Source organism: Psychroserpens sp. Hel_I_66 (genome assembly GCF_000799465.1).
Lineage (GTDB): Bacteria > Bacteroidota > Bacteroidia > Flavobacteriales > Flavobacteriaceae > Psychroserpens.
Genome location: NZ_JUGU01000001.1, coordinates 866392 through 884902, shown reverse-complemented (window position 1 = coordinate 884902; position 18511 = coordinate 866392). Strand labels below are relative to the sequence as shown.

General features: G+C 35.8%; 10 protein-coding genes. 5 read left to right on the top strand and 5 right to left on the bottom strand.

Annotated features, from left to right (window positions below; translation table 11 throughout):
* The first annotated feature begins 218 nt into the window (after positions 1–218).
* From GQ40_RS04045 to GQ40_RS04030, 4 genes are all read left to right on the top strand, one after another.
* Entirely contained in the window at positions 219–10937 is a 10719-nt protein-coding gene (locus GQ40_RS04045) for a gliding motility-associated C-terminal domain-containing protein (RefSeq protein ID WP_047545987.1), read from the top strand.
* Between the two features lie 12 nt (positions 10938–10949).
* Positions 10950–11867 (top strand): type IX secretion system membrane protein PorP/SprF, encoded by a 918-nt coding sequence (locus GQ40_RS04040; RefSeq protein ID WP_047545986.1) that lies wholly within the window; start codon positions 10950–10952, stop codon positions 11865–11867.
* An 11-nt stretch (positions 11868–11878) separates the two neighbouring features.
* Positions 11879–13804, top strand: a complete 1926-nt coding sequence (locus tag GQ40_RS04035; protein WP_047545985.1) for an OmpA family protein — start codon at positions 11879–11881, stop codon at positions 13802–13804.
* Between the two features lie 112 nt (positions 13805–13916).
* Positions 13917–14315 carry a hypothetical protein gene (locus GQ40_RS04030; protein ID WP_156115508.1) on the top strand — a complete coding sequence of 133 codons (399 nt, stop codon included), beginning with the start codon at positions 13917–13919 and terminating at the stop codon, positions 14313–14315.
* 73 nt (positions 14316–14388) lie between these two features.
* On the opposite strand, the gene GQ40_RS04025 is transcribed toward GQ40_RS04030, so the two are convergent.
* Positions 14389–14883, bottom strand: coding sequence for a CAP domain-containing protein (locus GQ40_RS04025; RefSeq protein WP_047545980.1), 495 nt, complete (start codon positions 14881–14883; stop codon positions 14389–14391).
* A 232-nt stretch (positions 14884–15115) separates the two neighbouring features.
* The gene (gene pdxH, locus GQ40_RS04020; RefSeq protein WP_047545979.1) at positions 15116–15763 is read right to left on the bottom strand and encodes a pyridoxamine 5'-phosphate oxidase; all 648 of its coding nucleotides are present in this window, start codon (positions 15761–15763) and stop codon (positions 15116–15118) included.
* 82 nt (positions 15764–15845) lie between these two features.
* Between pdxH and GQ40_RS04015 the strand changes: the two genes are divergently transcribed.
* Positions 15846–16196 carry a hypothetical protein gene (locus GQ40_RS04015; RefSeq protein ID WP_047545978.1) on the top strand — a complete coding sequence of 117 codons (351 nt, stop codon included), beginning with the start codon at positions 15846–15848 and terminating at the stop codon, positions 16194–16196.
* Between the two features lie 54 nt (positions 16197–16250).
* Here GQ40_RS04015 and GQ40_RS04010 read toward each other — a convergent pair whose 3' ends face one another.
* From GQ40_RS04010 to GQ40_RS04000, 3 genes are read right to left on the bottom strand one after another with little or no spacing between them, the layout of a single operon-like run.
* Positions 16251–17159, bottom strand: coding sequence for a ribonuclease Z (locus GQ40_RS04010; protein ID WP_047545977.1), 909 nt, complete (start codon positions 17157–17159; stop codon positions 16251–16253).
* A gap of 58 nt (positions 17160–17217) precedes the next feature.
* Positions 17218–17550 carry a hypothetical protein gene (locus GQ40_RS04005; protein WP_047545972.1) on the bottom strand — a complete coding sequence of 111 codons (333 nt, stop codon included), beginning with the start codon at positions 17548–17550 and terminating at the stop codon, positions 17218–17220.
* Between the two features lie 4 nt (positions 17551–17554).
* A complete protein-coding gene (locus GQ40_RS04000) occupies positions 17555–18484 on the bottom strand; it encodes an aspartate carbamoyltransferase catalytic subunit (protein WP_047545969.1) in 930 nt (309 codons plus the stop codon).
* Positions 18485–18511 lie beyond the last annotated feature (27 nt).

The following is an 18511-nucleotide window of genomic DNA, read 5'->3' as shown; positions in this document are numbered from 1 at the left end:
TATCACATTAAGCAATTTAGCTTGATTGAATTAAAATATTAAACCAACAAAACAAAAAATCGCAAAGCGAAAAGAAAATTTTATCATAACAAATTTTAAACCTAAACCTTAAAATTTACGTAGATAAATTTTTGATGAAGTTAATAATAACAAAATAGTCACGCATATACTGCCTGTTCATTTTGAAAACAATTTTAAAAAATAAACTTTTAGGGTGTATGAAAAAAAATACTCAATTCTCCCAATTACATAAAAACGTATATACTAAAGTTGGTGTCAAAACTAATTTTAAAAATATAAGCATTACTGTACTTTATGTATCTATACTTTTGGCATTGTTTTCTGTTTCAAAACTTAATGCTCAGGCAGAGTCAATTCAATCTGGCGTTACATTTCAATGGGAAGACACCCAAACCCTACCTATACAATCTGCTACAATCCAATCCATTACTATAGATGGAACTGTTTTTGACAAATTTGTCGTTCCATCTTCTTATGAAATGACACAACTTGGTCATTTTGGACATTCCGATAATGGTATTTTAAATAATGGAGTATTAGTTTCATCTAGTAGTGCCCTACCAAACTGGAATAGTCAAGCTACAGCAGCATTTCAATCAAAAAACTTAAACAATTATTTTACAGCAAATAAAAATGGTAGAAATATTTGTAAACAATATAATAAAATTGCAACTACAGATTCTCAGAAACAAACCATTTTTTATAGTCCAGCTATCCCCTCAAATGAAGGTGGTATTTTTGCTGTTACCGAAAGAAATGCTAATAATTGTATTCACGTCGCTCTTTATGGCATTCCTGTTGGTGGTGGGCCTGAGTCACTTTTAGGTCAAACATTTGTTCAACCATATGGGCCTGCTCAATCGGGACCTGTATTTGCCCCACCACCTCCAAGTGGTCAAGTTGATTATTGGAAATCTGGAAGAGTGAATCAAAACAATGGTACAATAGGTATCGCTTTGTTTTATCTTGATGACATTGCTCCAACAGGTTCAAAAATAACCAAGATCATTTTCACAGCTGCTACAAACGATCCAGCTGATGGAAAATTTTTCATTTTACAAAAGTATGCAATAGATAACAATGAGACTAGCTGTATAGATAACACTTATAACGGAAAAATAGATGCTGCTAATTCTTCTCCTATTGGCTCAACGTATTCATTGGCGTCAGGACCATCTCCAGCTGGGCAGTCATTTACATTGAATTCTGATGGGACTTATCAATATACGCCATCAAATGGTTATGTTGGTCCAGTTACTTTCGATTATCAAGTATGTTTGCCTGCTCCTAATCAGGAGGTCTGTGATAGTGCTACAGTAACTCTTAATGTTGTTGATAAACCAGATTCACCATCTTTAACAATTGAATGTGATGCAAATAACAATGATAAAACAATCACTGTAACTGCCCCATTGGGTGAAGAATATCAATATTCTATAGACAACATTAATTACCAATCCTCTCCAGATTTTACTGGACTATCAGCAGGAACTTATACTGTTTATGTGTATAACTTATACACAGGTTGTAATACGTTTCCAAATGGTACAACAATTTCATTAGAAGACTTAACTCTAAATGGTAGTGTTACAAACGCAAATTGTCCGAATGATAATACTGGAGCTATTGATATCACAGTTTCTGGAGGCCAGCTACCTTATAATTATACATGGAGTAATGGTTCAACGTCAGAAGATTTATTAAGTATATCACAAGGAACATATACCGTAACTGTTACAGATTCTGCTGGATGTGAAGCTGAATTAATTTTTGAAGTTGAATCAATAGATACAGAAAACCCAACAATCTCTGTACCTTCGGAATTAGATTTATTTGGTTGTGGCACAAACGATATTAACAGTGCATCTGCTTTATTTCCTTTCAGTACAACACTTTCTGGTAATGTAAAATCTACATTCGATTCTAATCCTAATTATAACATTAGTGATGATCTTGGTATTCAAGACGTAAAATATATAGATGTTGTTCTATCCTCTACATCTTGTACTATAGTGGTAAGAAGAACCTTTACAGTTACAGATGATTGTGGCAATACAGCAACAGAGAATCAAAATATTACAATAACAGATACGTCTGCCCCAGACTTAACAATTCCAGCAGATGTAACCGTAGAATGTACAGAAAGCACAGAGCCTGCAAATACAGGTGAGGCAACTGCTAACGATACCTGCGGAAACGTAACGATCACATACACAGACAGCTCAATTGCAAATTGTGGCAATACCCAGACCATAACAAGAACCTGGACAGCTACAGATGATTGCGGAAATACGGTTTCAGATACGCAAACCATAAATGTCCTTGACACAACACCTCCAACAATTACAATTCCTGGAGACAAGACAATGGAATGTGGAGCTGATACAGATCCACAAAATACAGGAACAGCAACTGCTAGCGATACCTGCGGAAACGTAACCATTGACTATACAGATGCCACTGTTGACAACTGTGGCAATACCCAGACCATAACGAGGACATGGACAGCTACAGACGAATGTGGGAACTCAGTTTCCGGGATTCAAATGGTAGTAATCGAAGATAACGAAGCACCAACATTATCTGTTCCAGCAGATGTAACCGTAGAATGTACAGAAAGCACAGAGCCTGCAAATACAGGTGAGGCAACTGCTAACGATACCTGCGGAAACGTAACGATCACATACACAGATAGCTCAATTGCAAATTGTGGCAATACCCAGACAATAACAAGAACCTGGACAGCTACAGATGATTGCGGAAATACGGTTTCAGATACGCAAACCATAAATGTCCTTGACACAACACCTCCAACAATTACAATTCCTGGAGACAAGACAATGGAATGTGGAGCTGATACAGATCCACAAAATACAGGAACAGCAACTGCTAGCGATACCTGCGGAAACGTAACCATTGACTATACAGATGCCACTGTTGACAACTGTGGCAATACCCAGACCATAACGAGGACATGGACAGCTACAGACGAATGTGGGAACTCAGTTTCCGGGATTCAAATGGTAGTAATCGAAGATAACGAAGCACCAACATTATCTGTTCCAGCAGATGTAACCGTAGAATGTACAGAAAGCACAGAGCCTGCAAATACAGGTGAGGCAACTGCTAACGATACCTGCGGAAACGTAACGATCACATACACAGACAGCTCAATTGCAAATTGTGGCAATACCCAGACCATAACAAGAACCTGGACAGCTACAGATGATTGCGGAAATACGGTTTCAGATACGCAAACCATAAATGTCCTTGACACAACACCTCCAACAATTACAATTCCTGGAGACAAGACAATGGAATGTGGAGCTGATACAGATCCACAAAATACAGGAACAGCAACTGCTAGCGATACCTGCGGAAACGTAACCATTGACTATACAGATGCCACTGTTGACAATTGTGGCAATACCCAGACCATAACGAGGACATGGACAGCTACAGACGAATGTGGGAACTCAGTTTCCGGGATTCAAATGGTAGTAATCGAAGATAACGAAGCACCAACATTATCTGTTCCAGCAGATGTAACCGTAGAATGTACAGAAAGCACAGAGCCTGCAAATACAGGTGAGGCAACTGCTAACGATACCTGCGGAAACGTAACGATCACATACACAGACAGCTCAATTGCAAATTGTGGCAATACCCAGACAATAACAAGAACCTGGACAGCTACAGATGATTGCGGAAATACGGTTTCAGATACGCAAACAATTTCTACAGTGGACACAATTGCGCCAGATGTGACAAATTGTTCCGTAGAAAATTCAACTTTAGAGTGTACAGAAAATAACAACGAAACTCTATCAGAAGCTTGGAATGCTGCCAACATCGCTACATTGCAAGCTTGTGCAACAGATACTTGTGATAGTGATTTATCTGTATCATCAGATTATGACTATAATAATCTTAACGTTGTTTGTGGACCATGTGGAACACTAAACGTAACATATACAGTTACTGATGATTGTGGTAATGCATCAACTGTGACTGCAACCTTAACTTTTGATGACGGTACAATTCCAGATTTGTCCAACTGTTCAGTAACCGATGAATCAATAGAATGTTCTGGTGATGATAACGAACAATTAGCCAACGACTGGGATGCTGCTAATATTTTAGCATTAGAAAATTGTGCTGATGATTTTGGTGTAGTAGTAACGTCTAACTATGAATATGACAATATAATGTCTACTTGTGGTCAAGGTGGTACAATTACGGTAATATATACAATTACAGATAACTGCGGAAATGCAACAACGTTAACAGCTACGCTTACTTTAGAAGATACAACGCCTCCAAATTTAGATAACTGTTCAGTTACCGATACATCTATCGAATGTTCTGGTAATGATAACGAACAACTGGCTAACGATTGGAATGCTGCTAATATTTTAGCATTAGAAAATTGCGGAACAGACTCTTGCGATACAGATTTCACAGGTCAAGTCACTTCAACGTATGCGTATTCTAATTTAGAATCAACGTGTGGTCAAGGTGGAACGATTGAAGTCGTGTACACAATTACAGATGATTGTGGTAATTTCGAAAGACTTACAGCAATATTAACTCTAGAAGATACAACACCTCCAAACCTAGATAACTGCTCAGTTACAGATCAATCTATTGAATGTTCTGGTGACGATAACGAACAACTAGCTAACGATTGGGATGCTGCTAACATTGCTGCTCTTGAATCGTGTGGAACAGATACTTGTGATACAGATTTTAATGGTCAAGTCACTTCAGATTTTGATTATTCTAACTTGGTAACAACCTGTGGCCAAGGTGGTACAATTCCAGTTATTTATACAATTACCGATGACTGCGGAAATGCAACTACCTTAACAGCAACGTTGACCTTAGAAGATACTATAGCACCAGATTTATCAGGATGCTCAGTAGAAAACACCACTTTAGAATGTGACGAAACCGAAAATGAGTCATTGGCAGATGCTTGGAATACTGCAAACATTGCTGCACTTGAATCTTGTGCTGTTGATTCTTGTGATACAGATTTTACTGGTCAAGTGACTTCAGATTATGACTTTGACAATTTGAACACAACTTGTGGGCCTTGTGGAACAATAAACGTTACCTACACCATTCTTGATGATTGTGGCAATACTACAACTTTAACTGCTACCCTTACCTTTGATGATGGTACAATTCCAGATGTATCAAATTGTTCAGTAACCGATGATTCAATTGAATGTTCTGGTAATGATAACGAACAATTGGCTAACGATTGGAATGCTGCTAACATTTCAGCATTAGAAAATTGTGCTGATGATCTTGGTATCACGGTGACTTCAAACTACGACTATACTAATCTCACCCCTACTTGTGGATTAGGTGGCACAATTACCGTGGTATACACCATTACAGATGACTGCGGAAATGCAACAACCTTAACAGCTACCTTAACATTGGAAGATACAACACCTCCAAACCTAGATAACTGCTCAGTTACTGATACTGCTATCGAGTGTTCTGGTGACGATAATGAGCAATTAGCCAACGATTGGAATGCTGCTAACATTGCTGCTTTAGAAGATTGTGGTGTTGATAGTTGTGATACAGATTTTAACGGTCAAGTGACTTCAAATTTCGCATACACGAACTTAGTATCAACATGTGGTCAAGGTGGAACAATCGAAGTGATTTACACAATTACTGATGACTGTGGTAACGCATCTACTTTAAATGCAGTTTTAACTTTAGAAGACACAACACCTCCAAACTTGGATAACTGCTCAGTTACTGATACAGCTATCGAATGTTCTGGTACTGATAACCAACAATTGGCAAACGATTGGAATGCTGCTAACATTGCTGCTTTAGAAAATTGTGGTGCTGATAGTTGTGATACAGATTTTAACGGTCAGGTCACATCAGATTACGCTTATACTAATTTAGTGTCAACTTGTGGTCAAGGTGGTACGATTGAAGTAACTTATACCATCACTGATGATTGTGGTAACGCATCTACTTTAAATGCAGTGTTAACTATAGAAGATACAACGCCTCCAAACTTAGATAACTGCTCAGTTACTGATGAGTCTATCGAATGTTCAGGTAACGATAACGAACAATTGGCAAACGATTGGAATGCTGCAAACATCGCTGCTTTAGAAAATTGTGGTGCTGATAGTTGTGATACAGATTTTAACGGTCAGGTCACATCAGATTACGCTTATACTAATTTAGTGTCAACTTGTGGTCTTGGCGGAACAATCGAAGTCATTTACACAATCAATGATGACTGCGGAAATACAGCAACACTAACAGCTACGCTTACTTTAGAAGATACAGTAGCTCCAGACTTAACAGGATGTACTGTAGAAAACACAACGTTAGAATGTGATGAAACTGAAAACGAATCACTTGCCGATGCCTGGAATGCTGCGAATATTGCTGCGCTTGAAGCTTGTGCTCTAGATGCTTGTGATGCAGACTTTAATGGTCAAGTGACTTCAGATTATAATTTTGAAAACTTAAATACGACTTGTGGTCCATGTGGTACAATAAACGTTACATACACCATTACTGATGATTGTGGTAATGCTACAACATTAACAGCTACCCTAACTTTTGATGATGGTACAATTCCAGACTTATCAAATTGTTCAGTTGAAAATGACACAATAGAATGTTCTGGTACTGATAATGAACAGTTAGCAAACGACTGGAATGCTGCTAATATTTCAGCATTAGAAAATTGTGCCGATGATCTTGGGATCACAGTGACTTCAAATTACGACTATACTAATCTAACTTCTACTTGTGGATTAGGTGGAAATATCATTGTAGTGTACACGATAACCGATGACTGCGGAAATGCAACAACATTAACAGCTACGCTTACATTAGAAGATACCACGCCTCCAAACTTGGACAACTGTTCAGTTACTGATACAGCTATTGAATGTTCTGGTACTGATAACCAACAATTGGCAAACGATTGGAATGCTGCTAACATTGCTGCTTTAGAGGATTGTGGAACAGATTCTTGTGATACAGATTTGAACGGTCAAGTGACTACAGATTATGCGTATTCTAACTTGGTAACAACGTGTGGCCAAGGAGGAACTATCGCTGTTATCTATACTATTACTGATGACTGCGGAAATACGACAACTTTAACAGCTACGCTTACTTTAGAAGACACAACGCCTCCAAACTTAGATAACTGTTCTGTAACAGATGAGTCTATCGAATGTTCTGGTGATGATAACGAACAATTAGCAATCGATTGGAATACTGCCAATATTTCAGCATTGGAAAACTGTATTAGTGATTCTTGTGATACAGATTTAAGTGGTCAGATCACTTCTGATTTTGCTTATGCTAATCTGGTTAGTACATGTGGTCAAGGTGGAACAATTTCAGTAGTCTATACAATTACAGACAATTGTAATAATGTTACAACATTAAATGCAACATTAACTTTAGAAGATACTACGCCTCCAAACTTAGATAATTGTTCAGTTATAGATACATCAATAGAGTGTTCTGGCGATAATAATGAACAATTGGCAAACGATTGGAATACTGCTAATATTTCAGCGTTAGAGAATTGTGGAGCAGATAATTGTGATATTGATTTTAATAATCAAGTGACCTCAGATTTTGCCTACACCAACCTGGTAACAACATGTGGTTTGGGTGGGACAATCGAAGTTACGTATACAATAACTGACGATTGTGGCAACTCATCAACAGTAACCGCGACCTTAACCTTAGAAGATACCACTGCTCCAGATGTAACTGGATGTACAGTAGAAAATACATCTTTAGAATGTGACGAAACTGAGAACGAATCATTAGCAGATGCTTGGAATGCTGCGAATATTGCTGCGCTTGAAGTTTGTGCTGTAGATTCTTGTGATACAGATTTTACTGGTCAGGTAACTTCAGATTATGACTTTAACAATTTAAATACGGTTTGTGGACCTTGTGGAACAATAACTGTAAACTATACCATTACTGACGACTGTGGAAATGCAACAGTTCTTACTGCCACTTTAACTTTTGGTGATGAAACAATTCCAGATTTATCTAATTGTGACGTTGATGACGAAACTATAGAATGTGTTGGTGATGAAAATGCAACACTCGCAAGCGATTGGAACGATAACAATATTGTCGCATTACAAGCCTGTGCAGATGATATATCTGTAACAGTGACTTCAGATTTTGATTTTAATAATTATGTAGTGACTTGTGGGCAAAGTGGAACGTTAACCGTTGTTTACACCATAACAGACGAATGTGAGAACTCAGCAACCTTAACAGCGACTTTGACTATAGAAGATACGACAGCTCCAACATTTACGGTGCCTGCAGATATTACAATTGAATGTGATCAAGATCCAACCGATATTACTTTAACAGGTGACATCACTGATGAAACTGATTTATGTTCAGGAGAATTAGAAGCTAGTTATCTTGATACAGTTGCTGATGGCGATTGCGCAAACGAATCTGTAATTACAAGAACTTGGACGTTAACTGATGACTGCGGAAATGTAACAACTCAAATACAAACCATTACTATTCAAGATACCACTGCTCCAACATTTACTATGCCAGCAGACGTGACTTTAGAATGTGATGCAGACTTGACTGATGTATCATTAACTGGAGATGTGACGGATGAAGCTGATAATTGTTCAGAAAATCTTGAAGCTACATTTGTGGATGCGGTTGCCCAAGGCGATTGCGCAAACGAATCTGTAATTACAAGAACTTGGACGTTAACTGATGACTGCGGAAATGTAACAACTCAAATACAAACCATTACTATTCAAGATACCACTGCTCCAACATTTACTGTGCCAGCAGACGTGACTTTAGAATGTGATGCAGACTTGACTGATGTATCCTTAACTGGAGACGTGACGAATGAAGCTGATAACTGTTCAGAAAATCTTGAAGCTACATTTGTGGATGCGGTTGCCCAAGGCGATTGCGCAAACGAATCTGTAATTACAAGAACTTGGACGTTAACTGATGACTGCGGAAATGTAACAAATCAAATACAAACCATTACTATTCATGATACCACTGCTCCAACATTTAATGTGCCTGCAGATGTAACGCTTGAATGTGATGCAGACTTGACCGATGCATCCTTAACTGGTAATGTAACCGATGAAGCTGATAACTGTTCTACAGATTTGGAAGCAAGTTACGAGGATACTATTACTGATGGCGATTGCGCAAACGAATCTGTAATTACAAGAAACTGGACGTTAACTGATGATTGTGATAATACGACAACTTTAGTTCAGACAATCACAATTCAGGATACCACTGCTCCAACATTTACTGTTCCAGCAGACATGACTTTAGAATGTGATGCAGATATTACAGATGTGTCTTTAACTGGAGATGTAATAGATGAAGCGGATAACTGTTCCGAAGAAATCGAAGCAATATTTACTGATGAAATCTCAGAAGGTAACTGTGCAAACGAATCAGTAATTATAAGAACTTGGACATTGACCGATGAGTGTGGAAATACTACAACAGCAATCCAGACTATTACTTTAGAAGACACCACTGCACCAACATTTACTGTACCAGCTGATATCGCTTTAGAATGTGATGCAGATATTACAGATGTGTCTTTAACTGGAGATGTGACGGATGAAGCGGATAATTGTTCCGAAGAACTTGAAGCGACATTTGTTGATACTATTACAGATGGTAGTTGTGTAAATGAGTATGTTATTACAAGAGTTTGGACAGTAACAGATGATTGTGACAATGCTACTGCATTAGTACAGACAATTACCATTCAAGATACTACTGCTCCTACGTTTACTGTACCTTCAGATGTTACTTTAGAATGTGATGAAGATCTATCTGATATTAACTTAACTGGAGATGTGACAGATGAAGATGATAATTGTTCTGAAGAACTTGAAGCGACATTCACAGATGAGGTAACAGAAGGCGATTGCCCTAATAATTTGACTATTACAAGAACTTGGACATTAACAGATGATTGTGAAAATACAACAACAGCTACGCAGATAATTAGCGTGATTGATTCAACTGCTCCAACATTGGTTGGTGAATTTGTAGAAACTATTGATGTTGTTTGTAGTGAAATTCCGGAAGTTCCAGAACTGGTATTTGAAGATGCTTGTTCTACGAATATCACTGTAGAATATAACGAAACGTCATCGTCTGATGGTACAGCAACCGATTATACAATTATAAGAGATTGGTTTGTATCTGATGAATGTGGTAACGAATCTTTATTTACCCAAACGGTTAATGTAAGTGTTGAAAATACTATAGAAACCAATGAAGGTGAATTGTGTATTGGCGATGATTTTGACTTCGACTTGTTTAGCTTATTAACTGGAGATTATGATCCAGATGGTGTTTGGACTGTAACCTCTGGAGGTGCTATAATAGACGGTAGCTTCTTTAATCCTACTTCTTTGTTAGATAGTGATGGGAATTATACTGACGATCAATTAACAGATTATGAGTTTACTTATACTTATGAAGGGATTTGTCCTGGTGAAGCAACGGTAACCATTACGTTAAATGATGATTGTGTTGTATTACCTTGTGGAGAAGATGATTTAGTGATCTCAAAAGCAGTGACAGCTAACTTTGATGGTGTTAATGAGTTCTTTACAATTACTGGTACCGAAGATTGTGGATTTGTTTATGAATTACAAATATTCAATCGTTGGGGAGCTAAAATATATGAGAACTTCAATTACCAAAATGATTGGAATGGTACTTCATCTAAAGCTTCCGTAGGAAATTCAGATTTTGTTCCAACAGGAACTTATTATTATGTACTAAATATAAAGAATAGTGGACTGAGACCAATAACAGGACCGATCTACGTCTCAACAAAATAAATCTTAACCTATATGAAATTAGTAAAGTTTAACATTATAGCATTTATACTACTGAGTAGTTGGATGGGCGTTGCGCAGCAGCTTCCGCAGTTTACTCAATACATGTATAATACGATTTCTATAAACCCAGCTTACGCAGGAAGTAGAGAAACACTTAGTGTTGTTGGTTTACATAGAAGCCAATGGGTAGGTCTTGAAGGAGGTCCACAAACACAGACACTTTCTATTCACGCACCAATGAGAAACGAAAGGGTTGGTTTAGGAGTATCGTTTATTAATGATAAACTAGGTTTTCAAAATTTCTCTTATTTATATGGTGACTTTTCTTATACCATCCCAACTGGTTTAGAAAGTAAATTGGCTTTCGGTCTAAAAGCTGGATTTACAAGTTATAGTCTTGATGCCGATTTTCAGCAATCTCAAGCGAATGATCCAGTAATTTTTGGTTTTGAAGATCGTTGGAAACCAAACATAGGTACTGGTGTCTATTGGCACAGTCAAAAATGGTATTTAGGCTTATCTGCTCCTAGAATTTTAAATACAGATTATACTGGAGATGCAGAGTTTCAAGCCTTAGAAAGAATAAGTTATTATTTTACAGGTGGCTACGTTTTTGATTTAAGCGAAAATACAAAATTCAAACCTGCAGCATTGCTAAAGGCAACTAATGGTGCACCTCTATCTTTTGACCTTACAGCTAACTTTTTATTCTTTGAAAAATTTTGGGCTGGTGCAGGATATAGAATTGATGAGCGTGCTGGAGCATTGAGTGCACTTGCAGATTTTCAAGTTTCAAAGCAATTACGAATAGGTTATGCTTATGAATATCCAATATCAGACTTGAGACCCTACACAAGTGGTACTCACGAAATCTTATTAATGTTTGAGATCTTTAAGAGCAAGCGTATAAAATCACCTAGATACTTCTAAAAAACAAACACATGAAATCAAAGTTTTTAATCTTAATATTTGCGTTAATAAGCACAGTTTCGATTGCCCAAGAAAAGCTTGCTGATAAGTTTTTTAGCAACTACGGGTACATCAAGGCCACAGAACTTTATGAGGAAGTTCTCAAAAAAGGCGATACTAGTCTGCATGTTTTAACACGATTGGGAGATTGCTATTATAACAACTCAAAATCTGAAAAAGCAGCATTTTGGTACAGTAAAGCCTTAGCTTATGATGAAAAGGATATCAATCCAGAGTACATTTATAAGTACATCCAGTCTTTAAGAAGTTTAGGTGAATATAAAGAAGCAGATTCTTGGATGAAAAAATTTATGGCTATCCAAAATAATGATACCAGGACCGAAGACTACAATCCAGAGAATATTGCAAAATTCAATGAACTCGCAGAAACAGAAAAGAACAATGTGGTTAAGGTTGTAAGCTTACCTTTTAATTCAAAATATTCAGATTTTGGATCGTACATCCATAATGGACAATTGTACTTTGCATCCTCAAGAAATACAGATGAGAAAAAATTATACAGTTGGAACCAAGAACCGTTTTTAGACATTTATCAAGTTAAAGTTGATAAAGAAGTAGATTCGGTGACTTATGGAACTCCTGATTTTATTCCTTCGGAAAAACTAAATACCGAGTACCATGAAGCTTCAATAGCAATTACGAATGACGGAAATACGATGTATTTCACAAGAGATAATGTTGGGAAAAAGAACAAAATACAATACGACAAGAAAGGCACAACACACCTCAAAATATATAAAGCGACTTTAGTAGGTGAACAGTGGACCAATATTATGGAATTACCAATCAATGATGAGGTATTCTCAACTGGTCATCCAGCATTGAGCCCAGATAACAAACAGCTTTACTTTGTTTCAGATCGAGAAGGTGGTTTAGGAGAAACCGATATTTATGTTGTAGATATTGAAGGTAGCAACACCTACTCTCAACCTAGAAACCTTGGAGAAAAAATTAATACTGAAGGTCGCGAGATGTTTCCATTTATTGAGAAAGATAGTACGTTTTACTTCTCGTCTGATGGTCACTTAAATTTAGGTTTTTTAGATATCTTTAAATCTAATCTTTTAAAAGATGAGTCTGCAGAGCCTGTAAATTTGGGTGCACCATATAATAGTGGTTACGACGACTTTGCTTATTTTAAAAATGCTTCCGAAGAAAAAAATGAGAACTCTGGATATTTTTCATCTAATAGACCAGATGGGCAAGGTAGTGACGATATTTATGCTTTTGACGCTAGTTTTTGTGAGCAAACAATTAAGGGGATTACCAGAAATTCAAACGACAATGAAATTCTGCCAGGTGTAACCGTGAAATTGATCAATGAAGTTGGAAAAGTAATTTCAACAAAAGAAACTGCTGAAGATGGCGCTTATGAGTTTAAAGTAGATTGTAATAAGACATATACCGTTGTTGGCAGTAAAGAAGATTTTAAAGACGATCAAAAGAAAGTAACTACAGATAACAAACACGAAAAAGTTACCGAGGCTGATCTCTATTTAGAGCCTTTAGTTAGAATCAACCAAATTGTAATTAACCCTATCTTCTTTGATTTTGATAAATCAAATATTAGAACAGACGCACAATATGAATTAGAAAATGTGGTAGATGTACTTCGTGCTCACCCAGAAATGGTAATCAAAATAGAATCCCATACAGATAGTCGTGGGCGAGATGCCTATAATTTGAAATTATCAGACCGTAGAGCAAAATCAACAATGGAATACATTCTTTCTAGAGGTCTAGCCAAAGATCGTATTGAAAGCGCTATCGGTTATGGAGAGACACAGTTACTTAATAAATGTGCAAATGGCGTTAAATGTAGTGAAGAAGAACACCAATTAAATAGACGTTCATACTTCTACATACTTAAAGAATAGAAATTTTTACCCTCTAACTATACTTCAAAAAGCAGACTTGTTCATTCGGGTCTGCTTTTTTAATATGTATAATAGATTCAAAATAAATTAACCTAACTAACGATATATATCCATGAGAAGTATTTTATTGATGGTTGCTGCTATTCTATTTGTTGCTTTATTTATTTTAGTTTTTATTGGTTATGGCTTCTACTTAATGGATATAGAAGATCAATATGGTGATTATCAAGAAGTTTTTTATGATGCTTCAACTGGAGACATTATATTAAATATAGATACTGCAGAATTTGGAATTGTAGATAAAAGCTGGACAAGGCTATACGTTAACACTAAAGAAAAAGATAGTATGGACTTGTACACGTTTGCAACAAAGCAAAACTATTATTCTAGACTTGAGATTTACAAAACTAATTTAGATGTTGAGAATATTAAACACTATGATATTTCCGAAGTACACAAACTTATAGATGATAAAAAGATTAAACTACGTTTTATACATCAAAATAAATGATTGATATAAAAAAAACCACAGTAAAACTGTGGCTTTAAAAATAACGATTTGCTATTAATCAATTTTTAAACTTTTATCTTTTTATAAATATGTTAGTGAAATACCATTTTCCTTCTGCATTTTGTTCTGCGGAAATATCAAAATCGGTAAAATCGCCTTCTATATTATGTCTGTGACCTTCACTATTTAACCACGCATTTACTACAGATTGTGCAGAGCTGTATGCATAAGCCACATTTTCTGAAACTTTAGTTGCGCTTGTATTATCGATTAAACTGTTTTTACGTTGGTAAAAATTATCGTGAGACACATTGTTTACTTCTACCATATAATCTGTATGCGTATATGCTACAGCTTTAATTACACCGTGATTATTTAAAGGCGTCAATCCTTCACTAATTCTATGAGCATTGATTAGCTCTAAGATTTCAATTTCTATTATTTTAGCTGAAGGGGCAGCTGGTAATGACATACTATCAATTGTTTCACTAGGAAATTCTTCCGTAGAACAAGAAAATGACATCATTGCGGTCAATACCATCAAGAGTAAGAATTTAGCAGGTCTCATAAGTAGGTTTTTATTTGTAAACAATTTTAGATTTGGGGTCTTTATTGTTTTGTTAATAAAAATGATTACTCAAACTTGGGGTTATCTATGTAATCACTAATTATGACGACAATATACACACTATTTAGAAAAAAGGATGCTTAAGTGTATAATTTTTCGTTTATGTGTATTTTTTATTATGAATTATCTTACAAAATATGTAGATGGTCGAAGTTTTTAATTTTTGAATGGGTTATGGAGATAATCGATCTAAAATCCAATTGAAATCTTGATCTAATTGATAGCGTAATCTATCGTGAAGACGATTAGGGCGACCTTGCCAAAATTCAATTTCTATAGGCTTAACAATAAACCCTCCCCAAAAATCTGGTCTTGGTATATCTTTACCTTCATACTTAAGCTCTAGATCTTTGAGACGGTTTTCTAACACAGTTCGATTTTCAATAATATCACTTTGATGAGATACAAGAGCGCCCAACTTACTTCCTCTAGGTCGGGATTCAAAATAACCATCACTTAGATTTTCTGCTATTTTTTCTACTGCTCCTTTTATTATGATTTGGCGTTCTGCTGCAGGCCAAAAAAAAGATAAACAAACATTTGGATTATTTGCAATTGCTCTTCCTTTCTCGCTTTCATAATTTGTATAAAATATAAAACCTTCATGAGTAAATTTTTTCAAGAGCACAACTCTACTCTTTGGGAAACCGTCTAAACCAATCGTACTAATGGTCATGGCATTTGTTTCACCCACGTCATAATTCTCATCAACTTCATGAAACCATTTTTGAAATAGCTCTATAGGGTTATCGCTTACATTGGATTCTAAAAGTTCTTGTTTTTCGTATGATTTTCTATAATTCCCTAAGTCTGTATTCATTATAAAAAAGTGTTTAGAATTGTTTGATTTATCTTTTAAAGGTCGGGAAAATTACTTTAAATTTAAACAATAAAATCTACTAATGACATTTGAAAATAGTAATTATTCTAAACTTTTAGAATATAAAAAAATGGAGTTTCCCTTCGGAAAATTCTATATCACCAAAAATTTTATAGTTTCAGAAATAAATGAAGGCATACATGTTGACCATGAAATAGCTGGGGAAATCATATCCCAATTTTCCGAAGAAATGAAAAGCGAACATAAGTTTGGATACATCTCTAATCGCATTAATTCATATTCTTTTGATCCGCAATTGTGGACTGAATTTAACAAGGAATATGATTTTTTGGTTGCTTCTGCCATCGTATCCTATTCAGATTTTAGTTATTTGAATTCTTCAATGGAAAAACACTTCTTCAAAAAAGCTTAAAGCGTTGTCAAAGTCTTGAGGAAGCAATAGATTGGATTTCTAACTTAGATGAGTTTAATCAAAATTAAATTTTTTACCATCTTTTGAAAGCTTCACATTAGTAAATATGGTTTCTGCTTCAGTCTTAAACTCAGCCAAACTATCATATCTTGTAGAATAATGCCCTAAAATTAAAGTGCCTACATTTGCTTTTTTCGCAATTGTGGCAGCTTGTTTAGCTGTTGAATGCTTTGTGGGAAGAGCCAGCACTTCATTTTTTTCAAGAAATGTAGATTCATGATATAACACCGTAGCATTTTCAATAATTGGTATTATAGATTCACTATAGGCTGTATCACTACAAAACGCATAACTTTTTGGAGGATTGGGATTTTTAGTAACCGTTTCGTTTCTTATGATCTTGCCTGTGTTATCTGGCACATCTGCCCCTTGTTTTAACTTTCGGTAATAGGCAACATCAATGTCTTCGTTTAAAACTGCGTTCATATCCAATTTACGTTCTCCTAATTTTTCCTTAAACAGAAATCCATTGGTATAAATTCTATGGTCTAGAGGGATGGTATGCACTTCTACTTTATCGTCTTCGTAGATCATTTCCGAAGTTTTGGAAGTAAGCTCATGAAATATCAGTTGATAATTTGTCCAAGAATCTGATAACTTCATTTGCATCGTAATGACTTCTTTCAAACCTTTTGGAGCGTAAATATGCAAATCTGCTTCTCGTGTTAATAATCTAAACGTAGAAACCAAACCAGCGAGACCAAAACAGTGATCACCGTGAAGATGGGAAATGAAGATATGCTTTATTCTACTAAATTTTATTTTGTTTCGGCGCAGCTCTACTTGTGTACCTTCACCACAATCTATTAAAAACGTATGGTTTTTTATCTCAAGAATTTGAGCAGTTGGGTTTGTATGAACTTGCGGTGTTGCACTGTAACAGCCTAGTATGGTTAGTTTCATTTATTACTTTATAGGTTTAGAGTTTGTACACGTTTAGTACTAAACTCATAAACTTATTTTAAAATCCTAAATCACGTTCAATACTTTCCATCTCTATCACATCAAACGCTTCTTTTGTAGAAGGTACGACGATAATTTCATCGGGCATTTCGTTGAGATTCGCGCTGTTTGAAACGATTACGAAAGAGTGTTTCGCTTTTCGGTGTTTATTTGATAATTGTAAAAACTCAACAATATCTGGTAATTTGACATCATCTAATTTGGTAATGTTGACTATGATATTGTTGTTTTTAAAACGATCATAAAGAACTTCAATTTTCTTTACTAACTCTACGATTGATGCTTTTTCTTGTGTGATAAGGGTTGTATTCCCATCTTGGTCTATAAACATGATTTTAATGTTTTATCTTGGACGCTAATAAATAAATAACTGCCATTCTAACTGCAACACCATTTTGTACTTGATCCAAAATAATGGCCTGATCAGAATCTGCCACATCACTAGTAATCTCAACACCACGGTTTATTGGACCAGGATGCATGATTGTGATTTTTTTATCTAATGAATTTAATAGTGCTTTATTAACTCCGTATTGTTGTGTATATTCTCTTGTTGATGGAAAATAGCTAATATCCATACGTTCATTTTGAACGCGCAACATATTTGCTACATCACACCAATTTAATGCTTTTACTAAATTCGTTTCTACCTTTACGCCTAAATCTTTTATATACTTCGGAAGCAAGGTCTTTGGACCGCAAACCATCACATTTGCACCTTGTAATTTTAAGGCATAAATATTTGAAAGCGCTACTCTGCTGTGTAAAATATCTCCAACGATAACGACATTTTTACCTTTAACCTCACCTAATCTTTCACGAATGGAATAGCTATCTAATAAAGCTTGGGTTGGATGCTCATGCGCACCATCTCCAGCGTTGATAATACTTGCATTAACATGTTGGGATAAAAAGACACCTGCTCCAGGATTGGGATGACGCATCACAACCATATCTACCTTCATGGATAATATATTGTTGACGGTATCTATCAACGTCTCTCCCTTTTTTACTGAAGATTGAGAAGCAGAAAAATTGATTACGTCTGCAGAAAGTCGTTTTTCAGCTAATTCAAACGACAATTTTGTACGTGTAGAATTTTCAAAAAACAGATTGGCGATTGTAATATCCCTAAGCGAAGGTACTTTTTTAATAGGCCTATTGATCACTTCCTTGAAATGATCTGCAGTTTCAAAAATTAATTGAATATCCTTTTTGTTAAGATATTTAATTCCTAATAAGTGATTGACACTTAGTTCGCTCATTTTTAATTTTAAGTTTAATTGTCATTC